The organism is Amniculibacterium aquaticum (assembly GCF_003852705.1).
Taxonomy (GTDB): Bacteria; Bacteroidota; Bacteroidia; order Flavobacteriales; family Weeksellaceae; genus Amniculibacterium; species Amniculibacterium aquaticum.
The window spans coordinates 36,462-62,309 of record NZ_REFA01000004.1 but is presented as its reverse complement, the minus strand read 5'-3'; the positions used below and the strand labels follow the sequence as shown (position 1 = coordinate 62,309).

Here is a 25,848-nt window from a genome sequence, read left to right as displayed (position 1 = left end):
AATAAAAAAATCCTTTCAAAAATAGAAAGGATTTTTTAAAATTTATTGGTTGAAATCTATTTCGTCCGATTTTTGTAAGTTGTCGTTAACATTGTTTTTTTGATCGCCGTTGTTTTTAGGCTTATCGTTAGTGTTGGGTTCTTTAGGATTTTTTATTTCATCTAGGGTTTGCAAGCCTCCATCGTCGCCATAGCCTCCATTGATGCCTTGCAATTCGCCACATCCGCCTTGCCAATCGGAAGGCTTGATGAATTTGTCTTCTGGTGAAATTCCTAATTTTTTATCGGCCCAAACTTTCTTCATATAGATGGCCCAAATTGGCAAAGCCATTTTAGCACCTTGTCCTTCACCGGTACTTCTAAAGTGTGTGGCTCGATCTTCCCAACCTACCCAAACGCCGGTGGCAAGATTTGGAGTGATGCCTACAAACCAACCGTCGGAGTTTTCCTGTGTGGTTCCGGTTTTACAAGCAATCTCTACACCTTTGCTGATGCCTCTTCTAGAAAGTTCGCCGGAGGCGGTACCAAATTCGGCTACACCGCGCATCATTTCAATCATGGCATAGGCGTATTTTTCATCCATCACTTCTTTTTCTACCGGCTTCACTTCTTTGATCAATCGGCCGTTGGCGTCTTCAATTCTCCAAACCATTTCCGGTTTTATATAATTTCCATAATTGGCAAAAGTACTGTAGGCACCCAACATTTCGTAGATGGTAATTTCAGAAGATCCCAAAGCGGTTGATAGGTTGTCGGGGATGTCTTCCGTAACTCCTAAATCTCTTGCCAAACGGATCACATTTTTAGGACCTACTTCGTCCATCAATCGTACCGCAACGGGGTTCAGGGATTTGGCCAATGCATCTTTCATGGTATAAGCACCGCCTCTTTCGGAAACCCTCCATTTGCCTTGTACAAAGTCGGCATTGGAGATAACCGTACATGGGGTTTTACCCAAATTCATAATGGCAGCGGCGTAAACAAAAGGTTTGAAGGTAGATCCTACCTGTCTTTTCCCTTGTTTGATGTGGTCGTATTGGAAATATTCCCAGTTGATGCCTCCCACCCAAGATTTTATTTCTCCAGTTGCTGGCACCATAGACATGAGTCCAGCTTGTGCAATTTGTTTGTGATAACGGATAGAATCCCAAGGAGTCATTTCCACTTCTTCCTCTCCACTCCAAGCAAATTTTGTCATTTTTGTAGGTGTATGAAAATCCATCATGATGGAATCTTCAGGCACTCCGTTGGCTTTTTGCAATTTGTACCTTCCAGTTCTTTTTACAGCGGCCATCATGATTCTATTGACCTGACCGTCGTTGATGTAATAAAAAGGAGCGGCTTTTCGACCTCTTTGTTCTCGGTCAAAGCTTGCTTGCAATTGGCTTAAGTGTTCCTTCATGGCTTCCTCGGCATATTTTTGCATTTTGGAATCCAAGGTGACATAAATTTTTAATCCGTCACGATAAAGGTTTAGGGATTTTCCTTTTTCTTTTTCGTAATCTTTCAGGTATTCGTTGATTTCTTTTCTGAGATAGAATTTGTAATACGCAGAATATCCTTCGTCAACGGTTTTTACCGGTTGATAATCAATTTTTACCGGTGTAGCTTTAGCTTGTTCCCATGTTGCTTGGTCGATGTAGCCGGTTTTCAGCATCTGATCCAAAACGACATCTCTTCTTTCTTTAGCTCTTTCTGGGAATCTCTTTGGGTTGTTTTTCACCGGATTTTCCAACATGGCCACAAAAGTGGCTGCTTCGGGTAAAGTCAGCTCTTTGGTGGTTTTGTTAAAATAAATTCTGGAGGCCATTTCTACTCCGTTGGCATTGTTCAGGAAATCAAACTTGTTGAAGTACATCGAGATGATTTCTTCCTTGGTGTATCGTTTTTCAAGACTTACTGCAACGACCCATTCTTTAAGCTTTTGGAAAGCTCTTTTAATTTTGTTGGATGCAGGATCCGGCGTGAAAAGTAATTTTGCCAACTGTTGGGTAATGGTAGAACCACCACCACGACCACCACCGTAAACGACTGCTCTGGCTACCGATTGCAGATCGATGCCGGAGTGTTCTTTGAATCGCTCGTCTTCTTTGGCCTGCAATGCGTAGATGAGATAAGGAGGCAAATCCTTGTAGGTAATGGGTAGGGTTTTTTCTTTTTCAAAAGATCCTAATTTTACTCCATCGGCTGAAATGATTTCGGATGCAACATAGATGTCCGGGTTTTCCAGTTGTTTTACTTCCGGCATTTCTCCAAGAAATCCTTGAGAAACGGCGAAAAATAATACAACAATACCCGCAATGGATGCGAAAAATGCCATCCACACCATTTTCACCCATTTTTTCCAACCGGTATTCTTTTTTTTAGGAGGCAATGGGAACGATCTATTTGTTGTATTTGCTTTTTTTTCCATAGGTGCAGTTAATGCTTTGCAGGTTCAATTTTTATTCCAATATCTTCAATTCCGGGTAATTTATCCATTCTCATGGCTTGTTTTATTCCCATTTTATATTTTCCATTTTTTGGAAATGCATAATTTAATTTATACTGAAATAAGATTTCTTTTGTATCTCCGAAACCACTACCTAACCATTCGCCGTTGGGCTGTGCCAAGACATAATTGACGGTGTCAATTTTCTTGTTTTTCCCTTTCTCATCCGATAGATCTACAATAAATCGGATGTTGCTGTACGGGTAATCGTTGTTGTTTCGTACAACAAATATAATATTTTTTGGATTTTGCGAATCGTTGATTTCAAAATCAAAATTTTGAGTTTTTTTTACATCCCAAGTGCCATCAACAGCATGAACGATTACTTGTTCCGATGCGGATTGGCAACCGGTCAAAAGTCCGAATAAAGTTAAAATGAAAGCTTTTTTAAGCATCTGGATCTTTTTTGTTGTTGTTGGGCTTCTTCTTGAAAGGTTTTCTTTTTGCAGGTCTCTGATTTTCAGAAGAGTTGGATTTCTGCTGAGGTTTCTGCTGAGGTTTTTGTTCTGTTGTAGCGGTCTTTCTTTCAGGGTTTTCGGGTTTGTTGTTTCTGTTTTGAGGCTTTTTATTTTTGGATCTTTTGGGCTTTTCAAAACGATTGACATTGTTTTCCTGAATCAAATCTACCGGTTTGCTAAGGGTATCCACCGGTTTGGTGTCTTCTAGCGGAGGACATTTTTCTCCTTTTTTATTCAGAGAAATGTATTTTTTAACATCAGAAATGTCCATATCGTACCACGCGACAGGACTGTCGGCATAGGCGAACCACATTTTCTTTTTGAAGACATCGATTTTTATACAAAAAGCCTTTCCTTTTTCTGTATCCAAAGTTGTTGATGAAGACGGAAAATGGGACAATGCATCCATGTAGCTGTCCAATTCGTAATTCAAACAACATTTTAATTTACCACATTGGCCAGCCAATTTTTGTGGGTTGATGGACAGTTGTTGGTATCGTGCAGCATTGGTGTTTACCGATCTAAAGTCGGTAAGCCAAGAAGAGCAGCACAATTCTCTTCCACAAGAACCGATGCCACCGACTTTTGCAGCTTCTTGTCTGAAGCCGATTTGTCTCATGTCGATTTTTATTCTGAAAGTCGCGGCATACTCTTTTATTAATTGGCGGAAATCGACTCTGTTTTCAGCGGTATAATAGAAAATAGCTTTGGATCCATCGCCTTGAAACTCTACATCGGTGATTTTCATTTCCAAACCTAGGGAAGTAGCGATTTTTCTGGCTTCTATTTTTATACCTTCTTCTTTGCTTCTAATGTTTTGCCAAACATCAATATCTTTTTGATTGGCATGGCGATAAATTTTCAGGGCAGCATCTTCTGAAAATTTCTTTTTTTTCATTTGAATTTTTACCAATTCTCCGGTGAGGCTTACCACACCGATATCATGACCCGGACTGGATTCTACAGTGACTATGTTCCCAATATTTAGGGGTAGCTTGTTGACATTCTTATAAAAGCTTTTTCGTTCATTTTTAAATCGAACTTCGACCAAATTACTGGCCGTAGAGGTAGGATTGTTGATGTTTGAAAGCCAATCGAAAACGCTTAATTTATAGCTATTACCACAGGTGTCTACTTTGTCGCAGCCATTCTCGGATTTTGTGCCACAAGAATGGGTAGAATCGCCGGATGTTTTGCATCCACAACTCATATAATTTTTATTTTATCTGCAAATTTAGAATATTTTTTAAATCTATAATCAAAAGGGCGTAAGTTAAAAAGAAATGTAAGTCAATCTTTGTTGTTTTTGATCGCTTTTTGTCTAGTATTTTCTTTGCTGTGGGACTAGTGTTTGGTTTTTATGGTATTAAATGCGTGTTCTTTTTTCTTGTGTTTATTCGATTTAACATTCTGATTATAAGTTAAACCGTTGATATGTATTATTTTAAACATAGTAAATTTTATGCTTGATGTTTAAAAAAATTAAGAAAATTTAACACATTCTATTTATAAATCTTATATTTGAATTATAAATATCTAATCTTTATGAAAAAAATACTTATTTCCTCAGCATTATTGGCTGGTGTTTTATCGTATGCCGGAGGCTTCAAGGTTTCTTTGCAAGGGGTGAAACAACTGGCTATGGCTCATACCAGTGCACACGCAGAAGATGCAAGTGTGGGCTTTTTCAATCCTGCAGGGATCTCGTTCATCCCTTCTAAATTGAGTATTGTAGCGGGTGGTTTTGGTGCTAAATCCGAAGTTGAATTCCAGAATGTGAGCACCATGACGACTACCAAAACGGACAATCCGATAGGGACTCCGATTTATGCAGCTGTAGCGTATAAAATTAGTCCTACGGTTTCTGCTGGGTTTAGCTTTACAACACCGTACGGAAATACTGTGCAATGGCCAAACAATTGGCAAGGATCGGAAATTATCGAAAAACTAGAACTGAAATCCTACTTTTTCCAACCTATGCTTTCTGTAAAATTAGCACCTTGGATCTCTTTAGGAGGTAGCTACATTTATGTAAAAGGAAAAGTAGATTGGACGCAGGCGATAAGTTCGTTAAATGGAAGTCTGAATCTGTACAACGACAAAGCTTCCGGAAGTGGTTATTCTTTTGGGTTCTATATGCAGCCGGATAGCGATTGGGATGTGTCCATCTCTTATCGTTCGCCGATTGATATGAAAGCCGATCCTGGAACTGCAACCTTTAATATTTCACCGGCTCTTTATTCCAACCCTAAACTGAACATTCCCGCATCTGGAAAAGATAACTTCAGTGCTGTGCTTCCTTTGGCGGAAGAATTTATGTTAGGAGTTTCTTACAAAGTGACACCAAAATGGATGTTGTCTGCAGATTTCAACTATCAAGGTTGGTCTAAATACAGCAAATTGGTCTTGGATTTTGAACATGCTACGGTTGGCAACACATCAGATCCTACCATTAAATCGATTCCGAAAAAATTCCAAAACTCCAAAGTTTTCCGTGTTGGATCTCAATATATGATCACGGATAAGTTTGCCGGTAGAGTGGGTTATTATTGGGACGAGTCACCGTATTCCGATCAAAACTGGATTCCAGATACACCATCGTTCAACGCTCATGTGATAACCGGAGGATTCGGGTATAAATTCGGTAGATTAGGGATAGACGCTGCGGCTTCTTACACTTTTGGAGATGCTAGAAAAGTTGAAAACTCATATTATAACTTAATTGGACAGGCTAGAGCTAAAGTATTAACTTTTGGACTTGGACTTTCGTATAACGCATTTTAATACATTAGAAATATTATGAAAAAATATATTTATCCAGCTCTTGCCTTGGTTGCAAGTGTGTTTTTAACAGGATGTAGCCATTATGATTTTGATACCGATGTAGAAAATATGTCCGTATCTCAAGGAAAGGCTAATTTTTCAAAGTATGTTGCCTTGGGTAACTCTTTAACATCCGGATACCGAGATGGTGCTTTGTACAGCGATGGACAGCTCGAGTCTTATCCGGCTATGCTTGCAAGTGTGATGAACAAAGCGGGAGGAGCTTTAACCTTTAAACAACCGATGATGCCCAATAATGTTGGTGGCTTCCAAGGACTTCCAGGTTTTCCGGGGAAACTTACCTTGCAGGTTGTAGGTGGAAGTTTATTACCAAAAGATTCTGCTCCAGCAGCACCATTGGACAATATTTCTTCCGCAGGTCCATATCAAAATTTAGGAATTCCGGGGGCCAAATCTTTTCACCTTGGTTTGTCTAATTATGGAATGCTGAATCCGTATTATGCAAGATTCTCTACGGGGGTTAGTCCTATTGCTGCAGCGGTTGCTCAGCAGCCAACATTCTTCTCGATTTGGATTGGTAACAACGATGTTTTGTCTTATGCAACAAGCGGCGGTACAGGAGTTGACCAAACAGGAAATGCCAATCCGGCAACTTACGGATCAAACGATATTACGGATCCTGCAGTCTTGGTAGGCTCTATTACTCAATATGTTAATGCCTTAACAGCAGGAGGTGCAAAAGGGGTTATCGCAAATATTCCGAATGTTTCCTCTATTCCATTTTTTACAACTGTTCCGTACAATCCATTGACTAAATTGGTTTTAGGTAGTGGCGATGAAGCAGTGGGACAAGCAAATATTACAGCCTTAAATGCTCAGTTGTACGGTCCATTAAAACAAGCTCTAACTGCTTTTGGTGCTGGAAATAGAATTAATTTACTTTCATCAACCTCACCCAATCCGCTATTGATTAAGGATGTCGATTTGCCAGACTTGTCGGCTCAACTTACAACTGCACTTACACCAAGCCTTGGTGCCGCAACGGCTGCAGCATTTGGTCAGATTTTTGGTCAGGCGAGACAGGCTACATCGAATGATTTTGTTTTATTAACCACTAAACCGGTGATCGGAACAGCTCCATTGGGTGCACCTGCAAGTATTAATAAATACGGGATTTCTTATCCTTTAGAAAATCAACATGTACTTTCACAAATAGAAACCAATAAAGTGCTTACAGCTACTGCTGCCTACAATGCAGGACTTCAAAGTTTAGCTTCGTCTAAAGGTTTGGCTTTTGTAAATGCAAATGCTAAAATGACAGAGTTGTCTTCTTCATCTGGATTAACTTTTAATGGAGTGAAATTTACAACAGAATTTGTAACAGGAGGTTCATTTTCATTGGATGGTGTTCATCTAACAGGTAAAGGATATGCGATTATTGCAAATGAATTTATTAAATCGATCAATCAAAAATATCAATCGACACTTCCACAAGTAAATATTTATAATTATTCTGGAGTGACATTTCCATAAGGATAAAAATAAATAAAGTATAAAGCCATGCAGGACTTCTGTATGGTTTTATTTTTTTTAACTTTGCAAAATCTAATTTAAAGTAAAAACTTATAAAAATGGCAGAACAAGCTGTATATTTATTTACAACCAGAACCAGCAAGGTGTTGGCAGAAAAAATTGCAAAACACTACGGAAAAGATTTAGGAAAAATTAATGTTCAGTTATTCAGCGATGGCGAATTTGAACCGGTTTTGGACGAGTCCGTTCGTGGGGGAAGAGTATTCTTAATCGGATCTACATTTCCACCAGCCGATAATCTTTTGGAATTACTATTAATGATAGACGCTGCAAAAAGAGCTTCTGCAAAAAGCATTACCGTAGTTATCCCGTATTATGGTTTGGCAAGACAAGATAGAAAAGACAAGCCAAGAGCTCCAATCGGTGCAAAATTAGTAGCCAATCTATTGACAGCGGCCGGTGCAACTCGTGTGATGACTATGGACTTGCACGCAGATCAAATCCAAGGTTTCTTCGAAATTCCTGTGGATCATTTGTACGCTTCAACCATTTTTGTAGATTATATTAAATCTTTAAATTTGGATAACTTAACCATTGCTTCCCCTGATATGGGTGGTGCCAAGAGAGCAAAAAATTATGCATCTCATATCGGTGCCGAAGTGGTAATTGCATACAAAGAAAGAAAAAAAGCCAATGTGGTAGAAGAAATGTTCCTAATTGGTGATGTGAAGGATAGAAATGTGATTTTGATCGACGATATGATCGATACCGCCGGTACATTGTGCAAAGCTGCAGATATCCTGATGGCCAACGGAGCCAAGTCGGTAAGAGCCATGGCAACCCACGGTGTACTTTCCGGAAAAGCGTATGAAAATATCGAAAATTCTAAGATGACAGAAGTTATCGTAACGGATACCATCCCGGTGAATACAGAACTTTCTTCAAAAATTAAAGTCTTGTCTTGTGCAGAACTCTTTGCCGATGTCATGAAGTCCGTACACGAGCACCAATCCATCAGCAATAAATTTATCATTTAAGATAAAAATTTAAAGAATAATAAATCCTTTCCCGTGAGAGGATTTTTTTGTGAAAAAAAGTTATATATTTGCAGACTGAAAAATAAAACATTTTAATAAATAATTTATTATGAAATCTATTACAATTCAAGGTACAAAAAGAGAAAGCGTGGGCAAAAAGTCTACTAAAGCTCTACGCGATGCTGAATTAGTTCCTTGTGTTGTTTATGGAGGAAAAGAACCTTTGAACTTCTCTACTGAAGAGAAATCATTCAAAAACTTGGTTTACACTCCAGACGCACACACGGCTACTTTAGTAATCGATGGGGAAACGGTTGAGGCTGTTCTTCAAGACATCCAATTCCACCCAATTACAGATAAGATCCTTCATGCGGATTTCTATCAATTGTCTGCTGATAAGCCGGTAATTATGGAAGTTCCTGTAAGAATCGTTGGTCGTGCAAAAGGTGTTGTTTCTGGTGGTGCTCTTAGACAAACTTACAGAAAACTAAAAGTTAAAGCAATCCCTGCTAACTTGCCAGACGAAATCGTTGTTGATGTTACTCCATTAAGAATTGGTAACAAATTCTATGTAGAAAAATTGAAAAACGATCAGTACTCGTTCATGCATCCTGATAACGCAGTAATTGTTGCTGTGAAGATGTCTAGAAATGCAATGAAAAATGCAGGTTCTATCGTAGAAGACGATGAGGATGAAGAAATCGTAGAAGTAGAAGGAGCAGTTGAAACTCCAACTACAGATAGCGCAGAATAATTTATTCTCCACAATCATACGGATCCCGACTTGAAAAAGTCGGGATTTTTTGTCTCGAAAATGCAGTTTTACAATCAAAGTACTAATTTTAAATTTCGTAAATTTGAACCGTTCTAAATAAGACCTATGCTTGATTTACAAAATATCCGTGCTCAGTTCCCGATTTTGGAAAGAGAAATAAACGGAAAACCATTGATATACCTCGATAATGCTGCAACATCGCAAAAACCAAAGATGGTCTTGGATGCATTGCAAAACTATTACACCGATCTGAATGCCAATGTGCACAGAGGGATACATACCCTTTCGCAATTGGCAACAGTGGAAATGGAAAATGCACGAGTGAAAATCCAAAAATTCATTAATGCCAAACACGATTACGAAATTAATTTTACCCGCGGTACTACAGAAAGTATTAATGAAGTTGCCTATGCCATTGGAAATTCCAATTGGGTAAATTCCGGTGACGAAATCATCATTTCATACTTGGAGCACCATTCCAACATTGTGCCTTGGCAAATGCTTTGCGAAAGAACCGGTGCAAAACTGAAAGTCATCCCAATGGATGAAAACGGTATTTTGCAATTGGATTTTTTACAGGATAATTTGTCTGAGAAAACAAAAATTGTCGCCTTCAATCAGGTTTCAAATGCTTTGGGAATCATCAATCCGGTGGACGAAATAATTGCCACGGTTAGAAAAAATTCTCAGGCTCTTATTTTGGTCGATGGAGCACAGTCCATCCCACATCTGAAAGTAGATGTACAAAAAATGGATTGTGATTTTTTTGTTTTTTCCGGACATAAAATGTATGCCCCAACCGGTGTTGGCGTGTTGTACGGAAAAGAAGAAATCCTTAGAAAAATGCAGCCTTTCCACGGTGGTGGAGAGATGATTGCGACTTGCGATTTTGACGGAACAACCTATGCCGATCTTCCTTTTAAATTTGAAGCCGGAACCCCCAATATCGCTGGAAATATTGCTTTGGGCTATGCTGTAGATTTTATAGAACAGTTGGGACACAATGCCTTACATCAACATGAAATGGATTTGCTGAATTATGCCCAAAAACAACTTTTGGAAATCGACGGACTGAAAGTTTATGGAGAGAAAGCCCATCGTACGGGAGTGGTATCCTTTAACTTGGAAGGGATTGGGATAGCCTCGGATGTAGGAATGATTTTGGACCGAATGGGAATTGCCGTCAGAACCGGGCACCACTGTACACAACCCATCATGAAGTTTTTTAATATTGCCGGAACTGTGCGTGCAAGCTTTGCCGTTTACAACACATTCGATGAGATTGATGCCTTGGTAGAAGGGGTTAAAAAAGCCCAAAAAATGCTTTCTTAAAACCCTTTTATGAATTTAAAAACTAAATGCATTCATTTTTTAAAACTTGTATTTCCCCATAATTTTATTGAATGGGGAATTTTTCTGTTTTTCCTAATTTCTTACGGAATTTTTGGGACAATCATCGCAATGGATTATCGCATCGTTTTTGACGATAGAATCCCTTGGGATGCTTACTTCAGCTTCGATAATCGGTCCATTGTAATGACCGGTGGCGGGTTTGAAAGGCATCCGCTTTCCAATTATTTTTTTGATTGGTACCGAAATTTGGCTTTTTATATTTCAGACGGGAAAAAAGATGAGGTCTTCCGTTTGGTGTATGCTTGGGGATCCAATATTGCCATTTCTTTGTCTTTGGTACAGATTTACAAATACCTTAAGAACATCATTGGACTGCCTGTTTTGGTGGGACTTTTGTTGGTCCTGATGACTTCATTTTTTTCGACCAGTATTTTACTTTCGTTTACCCCGGAGAATTATACCTATACTTTTTTGTTGTTGTGCATTTTCAATTATTATGCCGCATTAAAAATCAGAAACGGACAAGAAATCCCGGTTGCAGCACTCACAATTGCAGGTGTTGGAGTGGGCGGATTGACCATTACCAATATTTTGAAAATATACATTCCGCTTATATTTTCTAAAAATTTATTTTGGAATTGGAAAAAATTAGGACTGCTTGTATTGAAAGGAGTGGTGTCGGCAGGGATATTTGTTTTGCTCTTTCTGAATCGTTTAAATTTCGATTATCATAGAATTTTCACCAAAACCGGAGAGCAGTATGAGAAGTTTTCTCAGCCCAAAGTTACGCCGCTTTGGGATATGATAGCTTCGTGGTTTGTAGGAGGTAATGTTTTATTTCCAAGTTTTGTGATCAGAGACTATCATAACAAGCAAAATTTCCAATACAAAGCTCTATTTATGGATGTATATTCGTCCTATTTTTCCTATGCTTTTGTGTTTTTATTGATTGCAATGCTGCTTTGGGCTTTCCTGAAAAATTTCAAAAATTCATGGGTGCAGATCCTGATGTTGTCTTTTTTGGTGGACATCATCATACATGCAGTTCTCAAGTTTGGGTTGCATACTTCGTACATCTATGGAGGTCATTTTGTATTTGTCTATCCGCTGCTTTGGGGTTGGCTACTTCAGTCCTATAGTGACAAAAAAATGGTGTATCAATCCATTTTGGCAGTCACCGTCTTGATGTTTTGTTATTTGATGTTGAATAACGGCTACCGAATTGCGGAGTTTTTTGATTTTTTGGAAAGGTACTACCGTTAGCAAAAAGGTTTTATTGCAACTGATGTTTCTGCTCTTGAGATATGGTTTCTGTAGTCCATTCTATGATTTTTACAAAAGGTTTTTCTCGGACAGGACAATCTTTTAAAGTGCATATTTCACAAGAAAACGGCTTGCAATCGTCCATGTGGATGTTGAATTCAATTTTTCTGTCAAAATCTTTGGCAACTTGTTTTACCAAATCCTCCATGCTGTTGTGTGCCTTCCTTAGCTCGAAATACCAAGGCAATGTGAGGTGTGCATCCATGTGCAGACGATTACCGTATTGTTGAATTTTGGTGTTGTGGAAGTCTATCCATTCTGGTTTTCTATTATTTTCGAGAATGGTCGAAATTTTTTCCAGTATCTCAGGATCGGCTTCGTCCATGATTCCGCTGAGTGATTTTCTAATTATTTTGTATCCAACAAAGACGATGTAAATCGAGAATGAGAGTGCAATAACCGCATCCTGCCAAAATATTTTTGTGAAATAAACAACAATCAATCCCACAACCACCCCAAGTGTTGTGACGGTGTCTGATTGTAAATGCTTGCCCGAAGCCACGAGAACCAACGAGTTTTCCTCTTCTCCTTTTTTTATGGAAAGATACCCCAAACCGTAGTTGACCAAGGCTGTAAAGGCAACGATGTAGATTCCGTAATCGATCTTGTTGAGGTGATGGCCGATCATTAAAGAGTTGACGGCTTGTATGGCAATCATAATTCCCGCAAACATGATCAGCAGGCCTTCGAATCCTGATGTGACAAATTCTACTTTTCCGTGACCGTAAGGGTGATCTTCGTCTTTGGGTTTAGCGGATAAATAAAGCGAGTACAATCCCATGAAGGCTGCCAAAATATTCACAATACTTTCCAAAGCATCGGAAAACACCATGTCCGAATTGGTAATGTACCATGCCACAAGTTTGGCGATGAATAGCGCTACCCCAGCCAATGCGACGGTTAATTGGAATGAGATATTTTTGTTTTTAGATGGACTCATGATAAAATAGCCATCAAAATCGAATTTTGATGGCTTTATTGTTTTAAATTAATTTATGATCTAAAAGATATTCTGCAATTTGTACTGCATTGGTTGCAGCTCCTTTTCTGAGGTTGTCTGCAACGATCCAACAGTTTAGGGTTCTTGGTTGGGAAATATCTCTTCGGATTCTTCCTACAAACACTTCGTCTTTTCCTTCGGAGTAGAGAGGCATTGGGTAGATTTTGTTTTGCACATCGTCCAATACTTTTACACCGGCAGATTCGGAAAGAATGTTTTTAACTTCTTCTAAATCAAATTCGTTTTCGAATTCGATGTTTACACTTTCAGAATGTCCACCTTGTACAGGGACTCTAACGGCAGTAGCGGTTAGGTTAAAACTGTCATCGCTCATGATTTTTTTAGGTTCACGCATGAGTTTCAGTTCTTCTTTGGTGTAATCGTGCTCGTCAAAAACATCGCACTGTGGGAGTGCGTTTTTGAAAATGTCATAAGGATAGACCTTCTCAATAGTTTTATTTTCCTCATTTACAGCATTGCTAATTTCAGCATTCAGTTGGTCGACAGCAGCTTTTCCCGTTCCGGTTACCGATTGATAAGTGGAGACCACCACTCTTTTCAATTTGTATTTTAGGTGAAGCGGATTCAGAACCATGACCAATTGTATGGTAGAGCAATTGGGATTGGCAATAATTTTGTCGGCTTTTGTCAATTCTGATGCATTGATTTCCGGGACTACCAATTTTTTAGTGGGATCCATTCTCCAAGCCGAAGAATTGTCAATTACCGTTGTCCCGGCTTCTGCAAATTGGGGTGCAAATTCTAATGAAGTGTTTCCACCGGCAGAAAATAGTGCAATTTCTGGTTGTGCAGCAATAGCGTCTTTCATGCTCACAATACTGTATTCCTTACCCTTGCATTTGACCTTTTTTCCTACGGATTTTTCGGATGCAACAGGGATGATTTCAGTAAATGGAAAGTTTCTTTCTTCTAGAACTTTCAACATGATTTGGCCTACCATTCCGGTAGCGCCTACTACAGCTACTTTCATTAAAATTGAATGTTTATTGTTTAAAAAAAATTGATTTACTATTAAAGTCCAAAAACTTTAGCCCAAGGGAATGCAAATGCAAAAAGAGCGACGGCAAGTACTCCCATAAAGAAAATCTTTAAACTAAGAGTATCGTTGGTTTTCACCTTTTTGTTGATGATGGTCATCAGGATGGCTGCAATTAGCATGGAGAATGGGTGTTCTACATACTGAAATCTAAGTGCAGAGTCTTTCATAATGGATCCCATGTCTGTTCCGCTAGAAAAATGAATTCCCAACATGACAATTCCCAAAAGGAACTGGATGTGAAAGAAAATCATGGTGAATAAAGTAATTTTTCTGAAAAGTGGTTTAATCTTACCACTGAACCCGAAAGAGGTGATGACTAAAGTGATGATGAATAACGAAACCAATAATAGTTCCAAATAACCGAATCCTTTGTGTGCGTTAAGCAGAATGTTGTACATAATCTATTGTTTTTACTTTTGATGAACAAAGATAATAAAAATCCCGACTTAGAGCCGGGATCTTGAATTTATTACGAGGGTAATGGTTTAGAAATTAAAGGAAAGTGTAGTGGTCCAAGTTCTACCAAATCCGAAATAAACTTGGTTTTGTTGGCTAATACCGTTCCAGTTTCCTGCACCTACATAAGAAGCGTATTTAGAAGCGTTGCTTGCTAAAGTACCACCATTAATGTCTGTGTACTCTTGTGCAGATAATCCACTGTGGATGTTTGTGTTGGCATCAGAGATGTAGGTTCTGTCAAACAAATTGTACACATTTGCTCTTAAAGTGAAATATTGCTTTGCGTTCAAATTTAATTTGTAGCTTACCCCAAGATCCATTAACCAGAAAGCTGGTAATTTTACAGCGCCTTTTGCTCCACCAGCTTGAGTTTGGAAGTTAAGCGGGTTGATGTTACCGAATAAATTATCAACATATCTGTAGTTAACATCTAAAGATAATCCTGTAACCGGTTTTATGTTAAGACCTGCAGCAGCAGTTAATTGTGCAGAGCTACCTACTTTTACTTTGTCCAAATATAGCGTTGTAGTTGGAGTTGTTCCGGTTACGATGGGTTCGTTGGTTTCTGTAAACAAGCTACCTTCAGCGTTTCCTTCGTAATACCAATCACCGATTGAGAACATACCGTTTAGGGATACATACTTATTGATGTTTGCTACGAAATCAAACTCGGCTCCTTGGTGGATTTCAGTAATACCAGCGATGTTTGCATAAGCAGAAGTAGTGGTAACTGTTGCGCCGGTGTTGTCGGTATAGGTTGCTGTAATGTTGGATCTTCTTTGGAATCTATCTTTCCAAGAAGTTCTGTACAGGTTAACATTTGCAGAGAATATTCCGGAACGGAAACCGTAACCTGCTTCTACACCAAAGATTTTTTCGTTGGTCAAGTTCGGGTTAAGGAAGTTTTTATTGTTTGGATATACGGCATTCAAGAAAGGTTGTTTTGAGTAGTAACCAATATTTGCAAAAACATTGTGCTGCTCATTGATGTTGTAGTTAGCACCACCTTTGATGTTGTACCCCAAGATGTCTTTGAAACCAGTTTTTGTGTTCAATACGGGGTTCAGTGCAGTTGGTTGGTTGGTTGCTGGAGTACCTGCAAGAGTTCCGTTAAGTAAAGAAACACCATCTACTAAGAAATTGTCTATTCTTTGGAAAGCTTGGTTGGACACAGCTCCTTGTACAAATGCAGATAGGTTGTCATTAGAATATTCTAATTGTCCAAACCCACCGTACCACAATACTTCACCGTCGTTATCATAAGTAATCATGTCACTCAAGTTATCTACTTTTCCTCCAAAAGGATTCCAAGATGGTCTTGGGCTAAATGCTTTGGTTACAATGTTATAAGGGATGTTTTTGTTGCTTCCGTCTTTATAAGCGGATGCTCCTAAGAAATCTGAAACTACTTGGTAGTGATAGCCATAATAGTATCTTCCATCAATACCTACGGTAAATTTCAAGTTATCGTTGATCTTGTGATTAAAGCTAGAAATCGCTCCGAACCAGTTGTGAGAGTTGATAGATGCTGCTTGTGCCATCGTGTTTCCTATCGGTGAAGTAGCATCTACTGTAGTTGCTGCATTGGCATTTACAATTGCATCAAAATTAATTTGACCGCTTGCAGTTTTAAAGCTAGGATCTGAAATGGATTTTCCTCCGGCTTTACCTACATTTCCATTTACACCAGCACCTCTACCGAAAGAAGCGTAAACCACGGTGTTTAGTTTGGATTTAGCATCAATTTTCCAATCCCAGTTAAGTGACATAATTGGTTTGTGGTAGTAATTATTTCTGTTTGAGAAAACTTCCCCATTCCTATACCCCCAATCCGGGTTGTATTTTCTATTCGGGTTGGTGCCGTCTCCGTTATTATATTTGATATAATCTGAAATTGTAGAAGAGGTAGATCTGTTGTTGTGCCATTGTGGTGCTCCCGTAATTGTAAATTGGAAGTCGTGGTTTCCACCTGGTTTTTGATATCCCAATGCGAAGTAATAGTTGTATCCTTCATACTCTGTCCCATCAACATAAGTAGATCCTGCAGTTCTGCTCATTAAGAAAGATGAAGACCAACCATTAGTAGATTTTCCTGTATTGTAGGCAAATAATGTTTTTAAGTAATCGTTATTCCCAATACCTACAGATACCACTCCGCCTTCTTTTTTATCAGCAGCTCGGGTAATAATGTTTACAGTACCACCAACGGAAGCAATAGCTAATTTAGAAGATCCAAGTCCTCTTTGTACCTGCATGGCAGAGGTTACATCGGAAAGACCTGCCCAGTTGGACCAGAAAACTCTACCGTTTTCCATGTCATTAACCGGCATGCCGTTTACCATGATCGCGATGTTTTCTTGGGCAAAACCACGGATGTTCAGTTTTCCCTCTCCGAAACCTCCACCTCCTTTTGTGGCGTACACGGAAGGGGTAGTGTTTAGGATTTCAGGAAACTCTTGATTTCCTAGTTTTTCAATAATTTGTGCTTCTTTAATGGTAGAAACAGCCACTGGAGTTTTACGATCTTTTGCGATATCTGCAACTCCTGTTAGTACAACTTGCTCAATGTCTTTGGAGCGGGTGTTGTCTTTTTCTTGTGCAAAATAAACGCTTGCTGTAGATAGTGTAAGCACTACAGCAAAAATCGGTTTTTGGATAGAGTTAATTCTCATAACTTTAAAGTGTTAAATAATAAACTATTTTTCAGTTGCAAAAATCGTTAAATTATTTCAATGTTTCATTAATAAATTGTTAAAATTTAAAATGGCGGGTTTATTTGTTTTAAAATGCAGTATTATAGGCGATTGTAAGGGTGTGGCGCTTTTGTTTTTACAAACTATATGTTGCATAATAATTAGAAAAATCATTTTTTTTTATATTATCAATAATATTAATTTGTGATGGAAATGTTAAAAGCCTGATGGTGGATCAGGCTTTTTATTGGGTTTTCAAAAAAGATAATATTATTTTACCGCTTTTAAACTTAAATCTATATTTTTAGCAGAATGGGTAAGTGCTCCTGCGGAAATGTAAGTTACCCCTGTTTTTGCAATTTCTTGCAATCGATCTCTGGTGATGCCCCCAGAAGCTTCTGTTTCGCATTGGTTGTTGATGAGATCAACGGCTTCTTTCATGGTAGACGTATCCATATTGTCGAGCATAATTCTGTCCACTTTAGCGAGAAGAGCTTCTTTAACTTCTTCGATGTTTCTTGTTTCTACTTCAATCTTTAAGTTCAGATTGTTTTCTGCCAAATAGTGCTTGCACATCTTTACGGCATTGCTGATGTTGCCGTTATAGTCGATGTGATTGTCTTTCAACATAACCATGTCGTATAATCCGTATCTGTGGTTGTTTCCGCCACCGATAACCACAGCCCATTTTTCGCAAATTCTGAAGTTGGGAGTGGTCTTTCTCGTGTCCAGTAACTTTGTTTTGGTACCTATTAGCCTAGAATTCCAATCGTGGGTCAAAGTCGCAATGCCACTCATCCTTTGCATACAGTTTAGTACCAATCTTTCTGTGGAAAGTATGGATCTTGCATTTCCACTTACAATAAATGCGACATCCCCTTTTTTCGCATTTTCGCCGTCGTTGATGAATCTTTCGATTTGCAAATTTTTATCAAAAGTTTTAAAGATGATTTCTGCCATTTCGACTCCAGCAAGGATGCAGTCTTCTTTTACCAAAAGCTTTGCTTTTTGTTGCAAATCCGCAGGGATGGTGGATAGAGATGAGTAGTCGCCGCTTTCAATATCTTCTTCTAACGCCGCTTTTATAAAGGTGTTTAGGTTTTTATCGTTTAAATATGTTGGTCGCATAGATGTTTCTGTTTGGTTTTATTTCTTTGGAATTTCACAATTTCCGGATGCACAGCCGAATTTGAAGATGGACATGGCTATAAAATACAGCCCAAAAATAGACATCCACCATGTTTGGTCTTTTACAGACAATGCAACCATCCAAAATCCTCCGATGAGGTAGAGGATTCTTCTGAAATTCCAACCTTTTATAATGAGTATGTTTTTAATTTTGTTGATGATTGTCATTGCTCGTATTGATGTCTGCTGATTTTTTTTTCGGTTCAAAAATACTAAAAGTAAGGTAACCCATCAACATTCCGTACACCGAAGAGTTTATAGGCTTGGAAGTAATGGCACAAGTCCCAGAGCTGCATCCGATAAAGTGATAATAGGCATAGCCTAAGATGCCGCCAACAAGGATACCCGCCAGTCCCAATTTATTTTTTTTTATAAATGCAGTCATACCGTTTTTTTGTTTTTTAGGTTGATGAAGACCTCGCTTCCTTTTCTAGGTTCAATACTATTGTAGCAGTCTTCCATGGTTTTGATTTCAAAATATTTGTCAAAAAGTATTTTGTATTCGGTCTTGTCTCCGCCAAATGGAGGTCCGGCTTTTTCAAATTCGGTATTGAACAGCAAACCGATTATTTTCCCTTCTGGTTCTAAAATTTCTGAAGCTTTACGGATGTATTGCTCTCTTAAATCTGGAGAAATGGCACAAAAAAATGTTTGTTCCACCATGAGGTCGTATCGGTTTTCGTGCAAGAAAAAATCATCGCAAACCGTATTGATGTTGGGGTGGTTTTGGAACTTTTCTTTCAAATGCTCAACAGCAGTTGGTGCAATGTCGAGAAGCGTAATGTTTTGAAAACCCATTTCTGAAAGAGCAAAGGCTTCGTGAGCATTGCCGCATCCCGGGATGAGAATTTTAATGTCTTTATCAAGAACTTGTTCGAAATATTTTACGATGGCCGGAGAAGCATGACCAATATCCCAACCCGTTTGTTGGTTTTTCCATCTCGCATCCCAAAATTCTTTATTCAATTCTTCCATTTTCAAGGAGTCTTACAGCTCTTGGCAAACTAAAAAAACATTTTCATCTTCCAAACCGTGTACCTCATGCATTTCATCTACAGGGATTTCGAAAGTGTCCAAAGTATTCAAGATATAATTTCTGTCTTCAAATTTAAAATCAATTTTCCCTTTTGCAACGACAAGGGTTGCCGGGAAAGCAGTGGTGTGTTTCTGCAGTACTGCATTTTTGCCAAGACCTACGGCAAAATATTTGATGTTTTCATTTTTTTTGATGATCGCAACGCTTGGCTTATCATTGTGGAACTGTAAATTTTCGATGATATTCATAATGAAATTATTTGGTTGATGGACAAACGAAATTGGTTTTAGGAAGGTTGGTTTCTTTTATTTTGTTGTATCCTCCTTCTATTTCTGTGAAATTTCGGATTCCTCGTGCATTTAGAATGCTGGCGGCAATCATACTTCTGTATCCACCGGCACAATGCAGGTAAAAATGTTGGTCGTTGTTAAATGTATTGAACCATTGATTGATGTTGGAAAGAGGTAGGTTTTCTGCTGCTACAAGATGTTCTGCGGTGTATTCGGTTTCTTTTCGTACATCCACAATTTTATCTTTATCTTGGATTTGTTGTTCCATTTCTTGTGGACTAATTCTGTTGATGCGATCCACTTCTTTTCCGGCTTTTTTCCAGCTTTCTATTCCTCCGTTCAGATAGCCTAATACATGGTCAAACCCAACTCTTGCCAATCGTGTAATGGTTTCTTCTTCACTATTTTGATCGCAAACTAAAAGGAGGGGTTGTTGTACATCGACAATCATTGCGCCTACCCAAGGTGCAAAATCTCCTTTCAAACCGATATTAATGGATTTTGGTACAAATTCTTTGTGGAAATCGGCTGCGTTTCTGGTGTCTAAGATCAGGGCGGAATGTTCTTCAGCGATGGCTTCAAATTCATCTACCGACAAGGCATGGTTTCCTTTTGCCATCACATTTTCAAAACTTTCATATCCACTTTTATTCATGGCTACATTCATTCCGAAATATTGTGGTGGAGCTGTTAGTCCATTCAATACTTCTTTTACAAATGCTTCTTTATTGGGCTGGTTCAGCGCGTAGTTGGTTCGTTTTTGGTTTCCCAAACTGTCCACAGTTTCTTTTTGCATGTTTTTCCCACACGCAGATCCTGCTCCATGTGCCGGGTACACAACGATGTCGTCGGCAAGAGGTAAAATTTTATTTTGTAAACTTTCGTAAAGGATACCTGCAAGTTCTTCTTGGGTCATGTTCGCTGCTTTTTGCGCAAGATCGGGTCTTCCGACATCGCCTAAAAACAGAGTGTCACCAGAAAACAATGCGGTTTCTTTACCGTTTTCATCTATCAAAAGTAAGCTGATGCTTTCCATGGTGTGTCCAGGTGTGTGCAGGACTTTTACTTGGATGTTTCCAATTTTAAAGATCTGCCCATCTTCGGCAATAGTGGTTTCAAAGCTGGGATTGGCAGTGGGTCCGTAAACGATTTGTGCGCCGGTTTTTTTGCTCAGATCCAAGTGTCCGGACACAAAATCAGCGTGGAAATGTGTCTCAAAAATGTATTTTAATTGTGCGCCATCTTTTTCCAATCTATCAATGTAGGGTTGGGTTTCTCTTAACGGATCGATGATGAACGCTTGGTTGTTAGAAACAACATAATAAGCACCTTGTGCGAGACATCCTGTATATATTTGTTCTATTTTCATTTCTTAAATTTTTTAATTTTTAATTACATTTTAATGGCTTTGTCGAAAAAGAGCATTTTTATGGCGATGACGATGAGCAATACGGCAAATATTTTTTTCAAAATATCTTGAGGGATTTGGTTGGCCCATTTGCCACCAAAGTATCCACCAATAAAAAAAGCTAAGGCCAAAATGCCTGCTGTTTTTATATCGCCGTGTCCAGCTTTATAGTACTGTAGTGCTGCCATAAAACCCACCGGTAAGACCATCATCATCAAAGTGGTTCCTTGTGCGGTTTGCTGTGAAAATCCCATAAATATGGCGAGTGCGGGGATGATGAATACGGCACCACCAATACCGAGTAAGCCACTCAGTATCCCACTGATGAGTCCTAAGATGAGTAAAATTAAAATTTGATTGAGATCCATTTTTGATTTTTTTTAGCAAATATCTGACATTTAAAACAAAAAATCTGTAATAAAGATTACAGATTTAATAGAATGTGTCGATGTTATTGTTCGTCAGCGGGTTTGTAAACGGAGATTGTTCCGGACTTGTCGGTCAGCCTTCCAGACATACCACTTTCCATAATTTCCCATGCAAAAGTCTCGTCTGTAAATATGGGTTCGCCTTTGTTGTTACTGCCTCGGGCATTTAGTTTGTGCTCTTTTCCTTCTTTGGTGATTTTAACGGCAACTTCATCGCCGTCTGCAAAATACACTACTTTTATGGTCTCTCCTTTGTCGTTTTTCAACATTTTAGCTTCTTGCTCTAGTGAGGTTTCTGCTGCTTCAGTAGTTGCTGTATTGTTGGTTTCTGTTTTCTGACAAGAAAATAAAAATACGGAAGCGATAGCTGCAACGATTATGCTGGATTTAATTTTGTTCATTCTGAAATTATAGTATGTTAACGATTGTATGTGTGGTGTTTCCTACTTCAATAGATGCTCCAATTTTTTGACCTTTTAGTTTAGAAAATATGGGTGCATCTTTAGAAATGCAAAACAATTCTTTGCCTCCAAAGGTAAGTTTCGGAAGTGGAACGGCTAAGAAAAAGTAGTTTTTGTCGGTTTCAACAATGGCGCCAAATTCAATTTCTGTGTACGACTTTTCCATTTCGTTCAATACGAATTCTAAATCATTTTTTTCTTTTTGTAGCATTTTTTCAAAACGCAATTGCATGTCTTTGGCTTCCGCTTGTCGTGTATAATCATCCGGATCCGATGTGCTGTCTTCGTCCATGTCCGAGGCAGTTTTGTAGCCGTCGACACTGTCTTTTAAGCTTTGGATAACTCGGTGCTGTTCTTTTATAATTTCTTTGAGGATATCTTCTCGTTTCATGTTTTATTTTTTAGTGAAAAAACAAAGTTATGAATATTTTATCGACTTTTTAAATCGGTAAGGCTAAGAAAAATCAGGAACGCGATAGGACAAGATTTTAAAGCTGTTTGTCAATCTATAAAGCGTAATTGATGTTGATGAAAAAGTTTCTGCCGGGTCTTGGGATTTTATTCCAATCTGAAAAAGTGGTGTAATAAGTGTCAAAAATATTTTCGACTCCCGTTTTTACCATAATTTTATTTCTTCCGAAATTAATCGAATAACCAATAGTAGCATTCAATATTGCGAAATCCGGAGTCGAACTTTCTCCATAATTGGTATTGTAGTGCTTTTTTGAGGTGTTACCGATCAACGAAATTTCAGTATGAAGCGCATTTTTATCGAAAGCCAAGCTGCTTCGGTAGCGGATTGGACTGATGTAAGGAAGCAGTTCGCCACGATGATCCTTGCCATAATTGTAGGAAATCTGAGTTTTCCATTGCAGTTGTGGTGTGATTTTTATTTCTGTATTCAACCCCAGATTGATAATATTTGCATGATCCAAAGCCGTCATTTTTTTTACGCCCAAAGCACCGATGGTCATTGGGGCAAATCCAGGAATAACTTCTCCGACCATAAAGTTTTGAATGTAAAAGATCGAAGCGTTCAGTTTTAAAGTAATATTTTTATTCTTTTTCCAGCTAATGTAGGAATTGCCTTCCCAAGCATTTTCATTTTTAAGATTTGGGTTTCCGATGTAGTCGTATTTTTCCGAAGAATTGAAAAGGTAAAAACCATAACCTTCCGAAACGGATGCAGATCTTTCCCCGTATCCTGTGCCTATCCCTGCCTCAAAATCACCTGTTTTAACGATGTAGTTGAAGGCAAAATTTTTCAAAATTCTACTTTTGTCGACTTTTAATTCGGGATAGAAAATTTGCAAACTTTGCAGCCCCATTTCTTTTTCGATCTTGTTATGGTGGTAATTTATACCAAAGGATGCTTTTAAACTATTATTTTCGTTCAAGGTGTAATGGTCTTCAATAAATAATCCTTGATTCAAAGTTTTTACACCGGGCCAAGTAAGCATAAACATTAATTTTTCTGTAGAATTGTTGGGATACATGGTCATTTCTGCCAAAGAATTGTTGGTGTATCCTGAAAGATTCACTAAAAATTGATGTTTGTTGATGTCGAATTGTGCCTTGCTGTAGTAACCGTAAGTGCTGCTCCATCCCGGCATGTCCATACGGATGGGCACAATTGGTCTTTTGCTGTCGTCCATCCTGTGTGTGATGTTGTTGTAATAAAACTTGGTTTCCCAACTTTTAATTTTTCCTTCGGGGTTTTCGTAACGGTGTTTAAGTGAAGTAATGATGGCTTCGGCCAAGGAAACATCCATAGGAAGTGCCGGATATCCGATATTGCTGGCTTTGTCGTAGATCAGGGAGCTTTCTACGAGGTGCTTGTCGTTGATTTTATACCCCAAAGTTTCGGAAAAGTTAATTTTCTTGAATTGTGAATATAAAATTTCTGTTGATTTTCCGGTGTGGTAATTTCCAGCTTCTCTAAACATAAAACTGGCATCGTTGTAGAGTTTAGAGTTTTTAAATACAAATCCTGCTCCTAAAATTTTTTGTGAATTTACCGACTCGAAGCCGGAGTTTAAATTTATTTTTAAATTTTCAGAACCAAATGCAGTTTTGCTTCTTTGCAAGTCGATTGCTCCACCGATGGTTGCGCCGTGGCAAGAACCTTGTTGTCCGCTTGTAATTTTTGCTGAAGCCAGATTAGAAACTTCTACATACGAGGTTATGGGATCCATTTTGTCGGTGCATGCACCAAAAATTCTCATGCCATCTATGGTTACAAGGGTTCTCTCTGTGCTCATGTTGTTTACAGTAGGTTCCCAAGCGTAGGCGCCTCTACGGATCATATCCACCTGAGCCGATTTTTGCAAATAATCATCAATAGAACCCAGAGGTTTGTTTTCTTTGATGGAAATGTTTTGTGTTTTGATAACAATGACTTCTTGGATGCCTCGAGTTTTTAAGCTGTCTTGATCTTCTTGTGCTTGCATAATACAAGAGAATGCCAAGCACAATATGATGATGAAATTCTTTTTCATAATACAAAAGGGTTTCAACCAATTTTGGATGATTAATTTTTAAAAACTGAAATTTTGAGATGCAAAATCACAGCAAGAGTTTTGTTAAAATCTTGCTGTAATTGGTAAGTGAAATTTAAACTAGAATTCTAGTTCGAAATAAATACTGCTGGCAGGTGTGCTGTCGTTTATTTCTTCACCTTTTAGTATGGTGCCCGATTGATCGGCCAATTGCAGGTTGATTTTCCAATATCCACTCATGGTAAGAGACAGTTTGCCAAAATACAAGCCTCCCGCATTTTTTTGTGTTGCATGCATGTTGTTGGGAGAGGTGTGGTTGCCCATGCTCGGCATTCGAGGATCAATTTTTACAGTATATCCATCCACCACAGCAAAAGTATTCATGTCCACCATTTTCCAAACCCCTACAACGAAGTCGTTTGTTGCAACTTTAGGGTTTTTAGGTTCGATATAGGCTAAGATGTATTTTGTATTGTCACTGCCTTTGAAAGAGGTTACGACTCTTTTTGTTGTCGCAGGTACATCCAATACGGTGGTCGCGGTGTGGCTTATACCGTCTATGGTGTAGTTTACTTTAAGATCCCAATATTCAGAAGCATTTTGAGCCATGGTGAACACAATGTATCCTTTATACAAGTTGTTTCCTAGAGGTTTTGATACTGCAGATTTTGGACAAGAGTGGCTCATGCTGGTCATGTGCATGGTTGGGGTCCAATCTATTGTAGCGTTGTTCTCGTATTGTCCCGTTGCTTTATTTTTTATTCTTAGACTGATTTCGTGATACCCTTGGCTCAATTTTCCACTGGCCGAATAAAGTTCTATGATGTGTTTGTCGTTCGAGAATTCTTTGATTAATTGCAGTCCACTCAGTTCGTTAGGGGATTCTACAATTGGATCTTCGCTGTTTCTACAAGATATAAGGGATAGGGCCATTACCAATGTGGCCAATATCGTTTTGATAATTGATTTCATTTTTTTAGAGTTTAATTGATTTTTAATAAAATTTAGTCGAAAAAAGATGCTCGATTTCTGCATTTGTAAAGACTACAAATGATCTGAGCTTGACGATTGAATCAATTAAATCTGAGGAGGTCTCGGTATTTTATGGAAATATCCGTGGGATAAACGAGAAGAATATCGGTTAAAATTAATCTTAACCAAAGGGTTCTCAATTCCGTTATCTTCTGTGATTTTGATTTCAGAAGTGGGCAGAACATTCATTTCGAAACAAAACTTTGCTACCAAATAAATTCCAGATTGGTCTTGCTCTTGGTTCAGTTGGCATTTACCATGGCAGCTCAGTTCGGGACGATCTTTATTTTCGCAATGGTTTTCGTAAAAATCCTGATTGATGTGGTAATCGACCAACACCAACGAGCTTTGAAAGCTCGAAGCGAATATAAGAATTGCTAAAAGTGTAGTCCACCAGGTTTTCATACCAACAAAATTAAACTCTTTTGTCGTATTTTGAACTGACTTATCTCATAATTGCTGGCTGATATTCATCATGAAAAAACAAGGAATCATCAATCAAAAATTTTCATTCGTCCTAAAAAATTATTTACCTTTATCCA

At 38.4% G+C, this 25,848-nt stretch carries 25 protein-coding genes; 6 read left to right on the top strand and 19 right to left on the bottom strand.

Annotated features, from left to right (window positions below):
* Positions 1-42 precede the first annotated feature (42 nt).
* The 3 genes from EIY84_RS02880 to EIY84_RS02870 are packed head-to-tail and all read right to left on the bottom strand — an operon-like array spanning position 43 to position 4,158.
* Entirely contained in the window at positions 43-2,412 is a 2,370-nt protein-coding gene (locus EIY84_RS02880; protein WP_124640329.1) for a transglycosylase domain-containing protein, read from the bottom strand.
* A gap of 8 nt (positions 2,413-2,420) precedes the next feature.
* Positions 2,421-2,885, bottom strand: coding sequence for a gliding motility lipoprotein GldH (locus tag EIY84_RS02875; protein ID WP_124640327.1), 465 nt, complete (start codon positions 2,883-2,885; stop codon positions 2,421-2,423).
* Positions 2,878-4,158, bottom strand: coding sequence for a PSP1 domain-containing protein (locus EIY84_RS02870; protein ID WP_124640325.1), 1,281 nt, complete (start codon positions 4,156-4,158; stop codon positions 2,878-2,880). The genes EIY84_RS02875 and EIY84_RS02870 overlap by 8 nt, the downstream gene beginning before the upstream one ends.
* A 335-nt stretch (positions 4,159-4,493) precedes the next feature.
* On the opposite strand from EIY84_RS02870, the gene EIY84_RS02865 reads away from it, so the two are divergent.
* The 6 genes from EIY84_RS02865 (at position 4,494) to EIY84_RS02840 (ending at position 11,693) form a co-directional block, all read left to right on the top strand.
* The gene (locus EIY84_RS02865; RefSeq protein ID WP_124640323.1) at positions 4,494-5,732 is read left to right on the top strand and encodes an OmpP1/FadL family transporter; all 1,239 of its coding nucleotides are present in this window, start codon (positions 4,494-4,496) and stop codon (positions 5,730-5,732) included.
* 15 nt (positions 5,733-5,747) lie between these two features.
* Entirely contained in the window at positions 5,748-7,265 is a 1,518-nt protein-coding gene (locus EIY84_RS02860; RefSeq protein WP_124640321.1) for an SGNH/GDSL hydrolase family protein, read from the top strand.
* Positions 7,266-7,363: 98 nt separating this feature from the next.
* The gene (locus tag EIY84_RS02855; protein ID WP_124640320.1) at positions 7,364-8,302 is read left to right on the top strand and encodes a ribose-phosphate pyrophosphokinase; all 939 of its coding nucleotides are present in this window, start codon (positions 7,364-7,366) and stop codon (positions 8,300-8,302) included.
* Between the two features lie 109 nt (positions 8,303-8,411).
* Positions 8,412-9,056: a 50S ribosomal protein L25/general stress protein Ctc gene (locus EIY84_RS02850; RefSeq protein WP_124640318.1), complete on the top strand. Its 645-nt coding sequence runs from the start codon at positions 8,412-8,414 to the stop codon at positions 9,054-9,056.
* 126 nt (positions 9,057-9,182) lie between these two features.
* Positions 9,183-10,409 (top strand): aminotransferase class V-fold PLP-dependent enzyme, encoded by a 1,227-nt coding sequence (locus EIY84_RS02845; protein ID WP_124640316.1) that lies wholly within the window; start codon positions 9,183-9,185, stop codon positions 10,407-10,409.
* Positions 10,410-10,418: 9 nt separating this feature from the next.
* Entirely contained in the window at positions 10,419-11,693 is a 1,275-nt protein-coding gene (locus EIY84_RS02840; RefSeq protein WP_124640314.1) for a DUF6080 domain-containing protein, read from the top strand.
* A 10-nt stretch (positions 11,694-11,703) separates the two neighbouring features.
* Here EIY84_RS02840 and EIY84_RS02835 read toward each other — a convergent pair whose 3' ends face one another.
* The 16 genes from EIY84_RS02835 to EIY84_RS02760 all read right to left on the bottom strand — a co-directional run bounded on the left by EIY84_RS02835 (position 11,704) and on the right by EIY84_RS02760 (position 25,711).
* Positions 11,704-12,693, bottom strand: a complete 990-nt coding sequence (locus EIY84_RS02835) for a cation diffusion facilitator family transporter (RefSeq protein ID WP_124640312.1) — start codon at positions 12,691-12,693, stop codon at positions 11,704-11,706.
* A 43-nt stretch (positions 12,694-12,736) separates the two neighbouring features.
* A complete protein-coding gene (locus EIY84_RS02830) occupies positions 12,737-13,744 on the bottom strand; it encodes an aspartate-semialdehyde dehydrogenase (protein WP_124640310.1) in 1,008 nt (335 codons plus the stop codon).
* 41 nt (positions 13,745-13,785) lie between these two features.
* Entirely contained in the window at positions 13,786-14,211 is a 426-nt protein-coding gene (locus EIY84_RS02825) for a hypothetical protein (protein ID WP_124640308.1), read from the bottom strand.
* A gap of 87 nt (positions 14,212-14,298) precedes the next feature.
* Positions 14,299-16,944, bottom strand: coding sequence for a TonB-dependent receptor (locus EIY84_RS02820; RefSeq protein WP_124640306.1), 2,646 nt, complete (start codon positions 16,942-16,944; stop codon positions 14,299-14,301).
* Between the two features lie 291 nt (positions 16,945-17,235).
* Positions 17,236-18,093: a carboxylating nicotinate-nucleotide diphosphorylase gene (gene nadC, locus EIY84_RS02815; RefSeq protein ID WP_124640304.1), complete on the bottom strand. Its 858-nt coding sequence runs from the start codon at positions 18,091-18,093 to the stop codon at positions 17,236-17,238.
* A gap of 18 nt (positions 18,094-18,111) precedes the next feature.
* A complete protein-coding gene (locus EIY84_RS02810; protein WP_124640302.1) occupies positions 18,112-18,321 on the bottom strand; it encodes a hypothetical protein in 210 nt (69 codons plus the stop codon).
* Positions 18,299-18,538, bottom strand: coding sequence for a DUF6132 family protein (locus tag EIY84_RS02805; RefSeq protein ID WP_124640300.1), 240 nt, complete (start codon positions 18,536-18,538; stop codon positions 18,299-18,301). The genes EIY84_RS02810 and EIY84_RS02805 overlap by 23 nt, the downstream gene beginning before the upstream one ends.
* Positions 18,535-19,128, bottom strand: a complete 594-nt coding sequence (locus EIY84_RS02800; RefSeq protein ID WP_124640298.1) for a methyltransferase domain-containing protein — start codon at positions 19,126-19,128, stop codon at positions 18,535-18,537. Before EIY84_RS02800 ends, EIY84_RS02805 begins: the two co-directional genes overlap by 4 nt.
* Before the next feature lie 12 nt (positions 19,129-19,140).
* Positions 19,141-19,437, bottom strand: a complete 297-nt coding sequence (locus EIY84_RS02795; protein WP_124640295.1) for a cupin domain-containing protein — start codon at positions 19,435-19,437, stop codon at positions 19,141-19,143.
* 7 nt (positions 19,438-19,444) lie between these two features.
* On the bottom strand, positions 19,445-20,848 hold the full coding sequence (locus EIY84_RS02790) for an MBL fold metallo-hydrolase (protein WP_124640293.1): 1,404 nt from the start codon (positions 20,846-20,848) through the stop codon (positions 19,445-19,447).
* A 23-nt stretch (positions 20,849-20,871) separates the two neighbouring features.
* Positions 20,872-21,255 carry a sulfite exporter TauE/SafE family protein gene (locus EIY84_RS02785; RefSeq protein ID WP_124640291.1) on the bottom strand — a complete coding sequence of 128 codons (384 nt, stop codon included), beginning with the start codon at positions 21,253-21,255 and terminating at the stop codon, positions 20,872-20,874.
* An 83-nt stretch (positions 21,256-21,338) separates the two neighbouring features.
* Positions 21,339-21,716, bottom strand: a complete 378-nt coding sequence (locus EIY84_RS02780; RefSeq protein WP_124640289.1) for a hypothetical protein — start codon at positions 21,714-21,716, stop codon at positions 21,339-21,341.
* Between the two features lie 7 nt (positions 21,717-21,723).
* Positions 21,724-22,167 carry a hypothetical protein gene (locus tag EIY84_RS02775; RefSeq protein ID WP_124640287.1) on the bottom strand — a complete coding sequence of 148 codons (444 nt, stop codon included), beginning with the start codon at positions 22,165-22,167 and terminating at the stop codon, positions 21,724-21,726.
* Between the two features lie 115 nt (positions 22,168-22,282).
* Positions 22,283-24,274: a TonB-dependent receptor plug domain-containing protein gene (locus tag EIY84_RS02770; protein WP_124640285.1), complete on the bottom strand. Its 1,992-nt coding sequence runs from the start codon at positions 24,272-24,274 to the stop codon at positions 22,283-22,285.
* Between the two features lie 120 nt (positions 24,275-24,394).
* Complete coding sequence (locus tag EIY84_RS02765; RefSeq protein ID WP_124640283.1) at positions 24,395-25,246, bottom strand: FixH family protein; 852 nt, start codon at positions 25,244-25,246, stop codon at positions 24,395-24,397.
* 105 nt (positions 25,247-25,351) lie between these two features.
* A complete protein-coding gene (locus tag EIY84_RS02760; RefSeq protein ID WP_124640281.1) occupies positions 25,352-25,711 on the bottom strand; it encodes a hypothetical protein in 360 nt (119 codons plus the stop codon).
* Between the last annotated feature and the right edge of the window lie 137 nt (positions 25,712-25,848).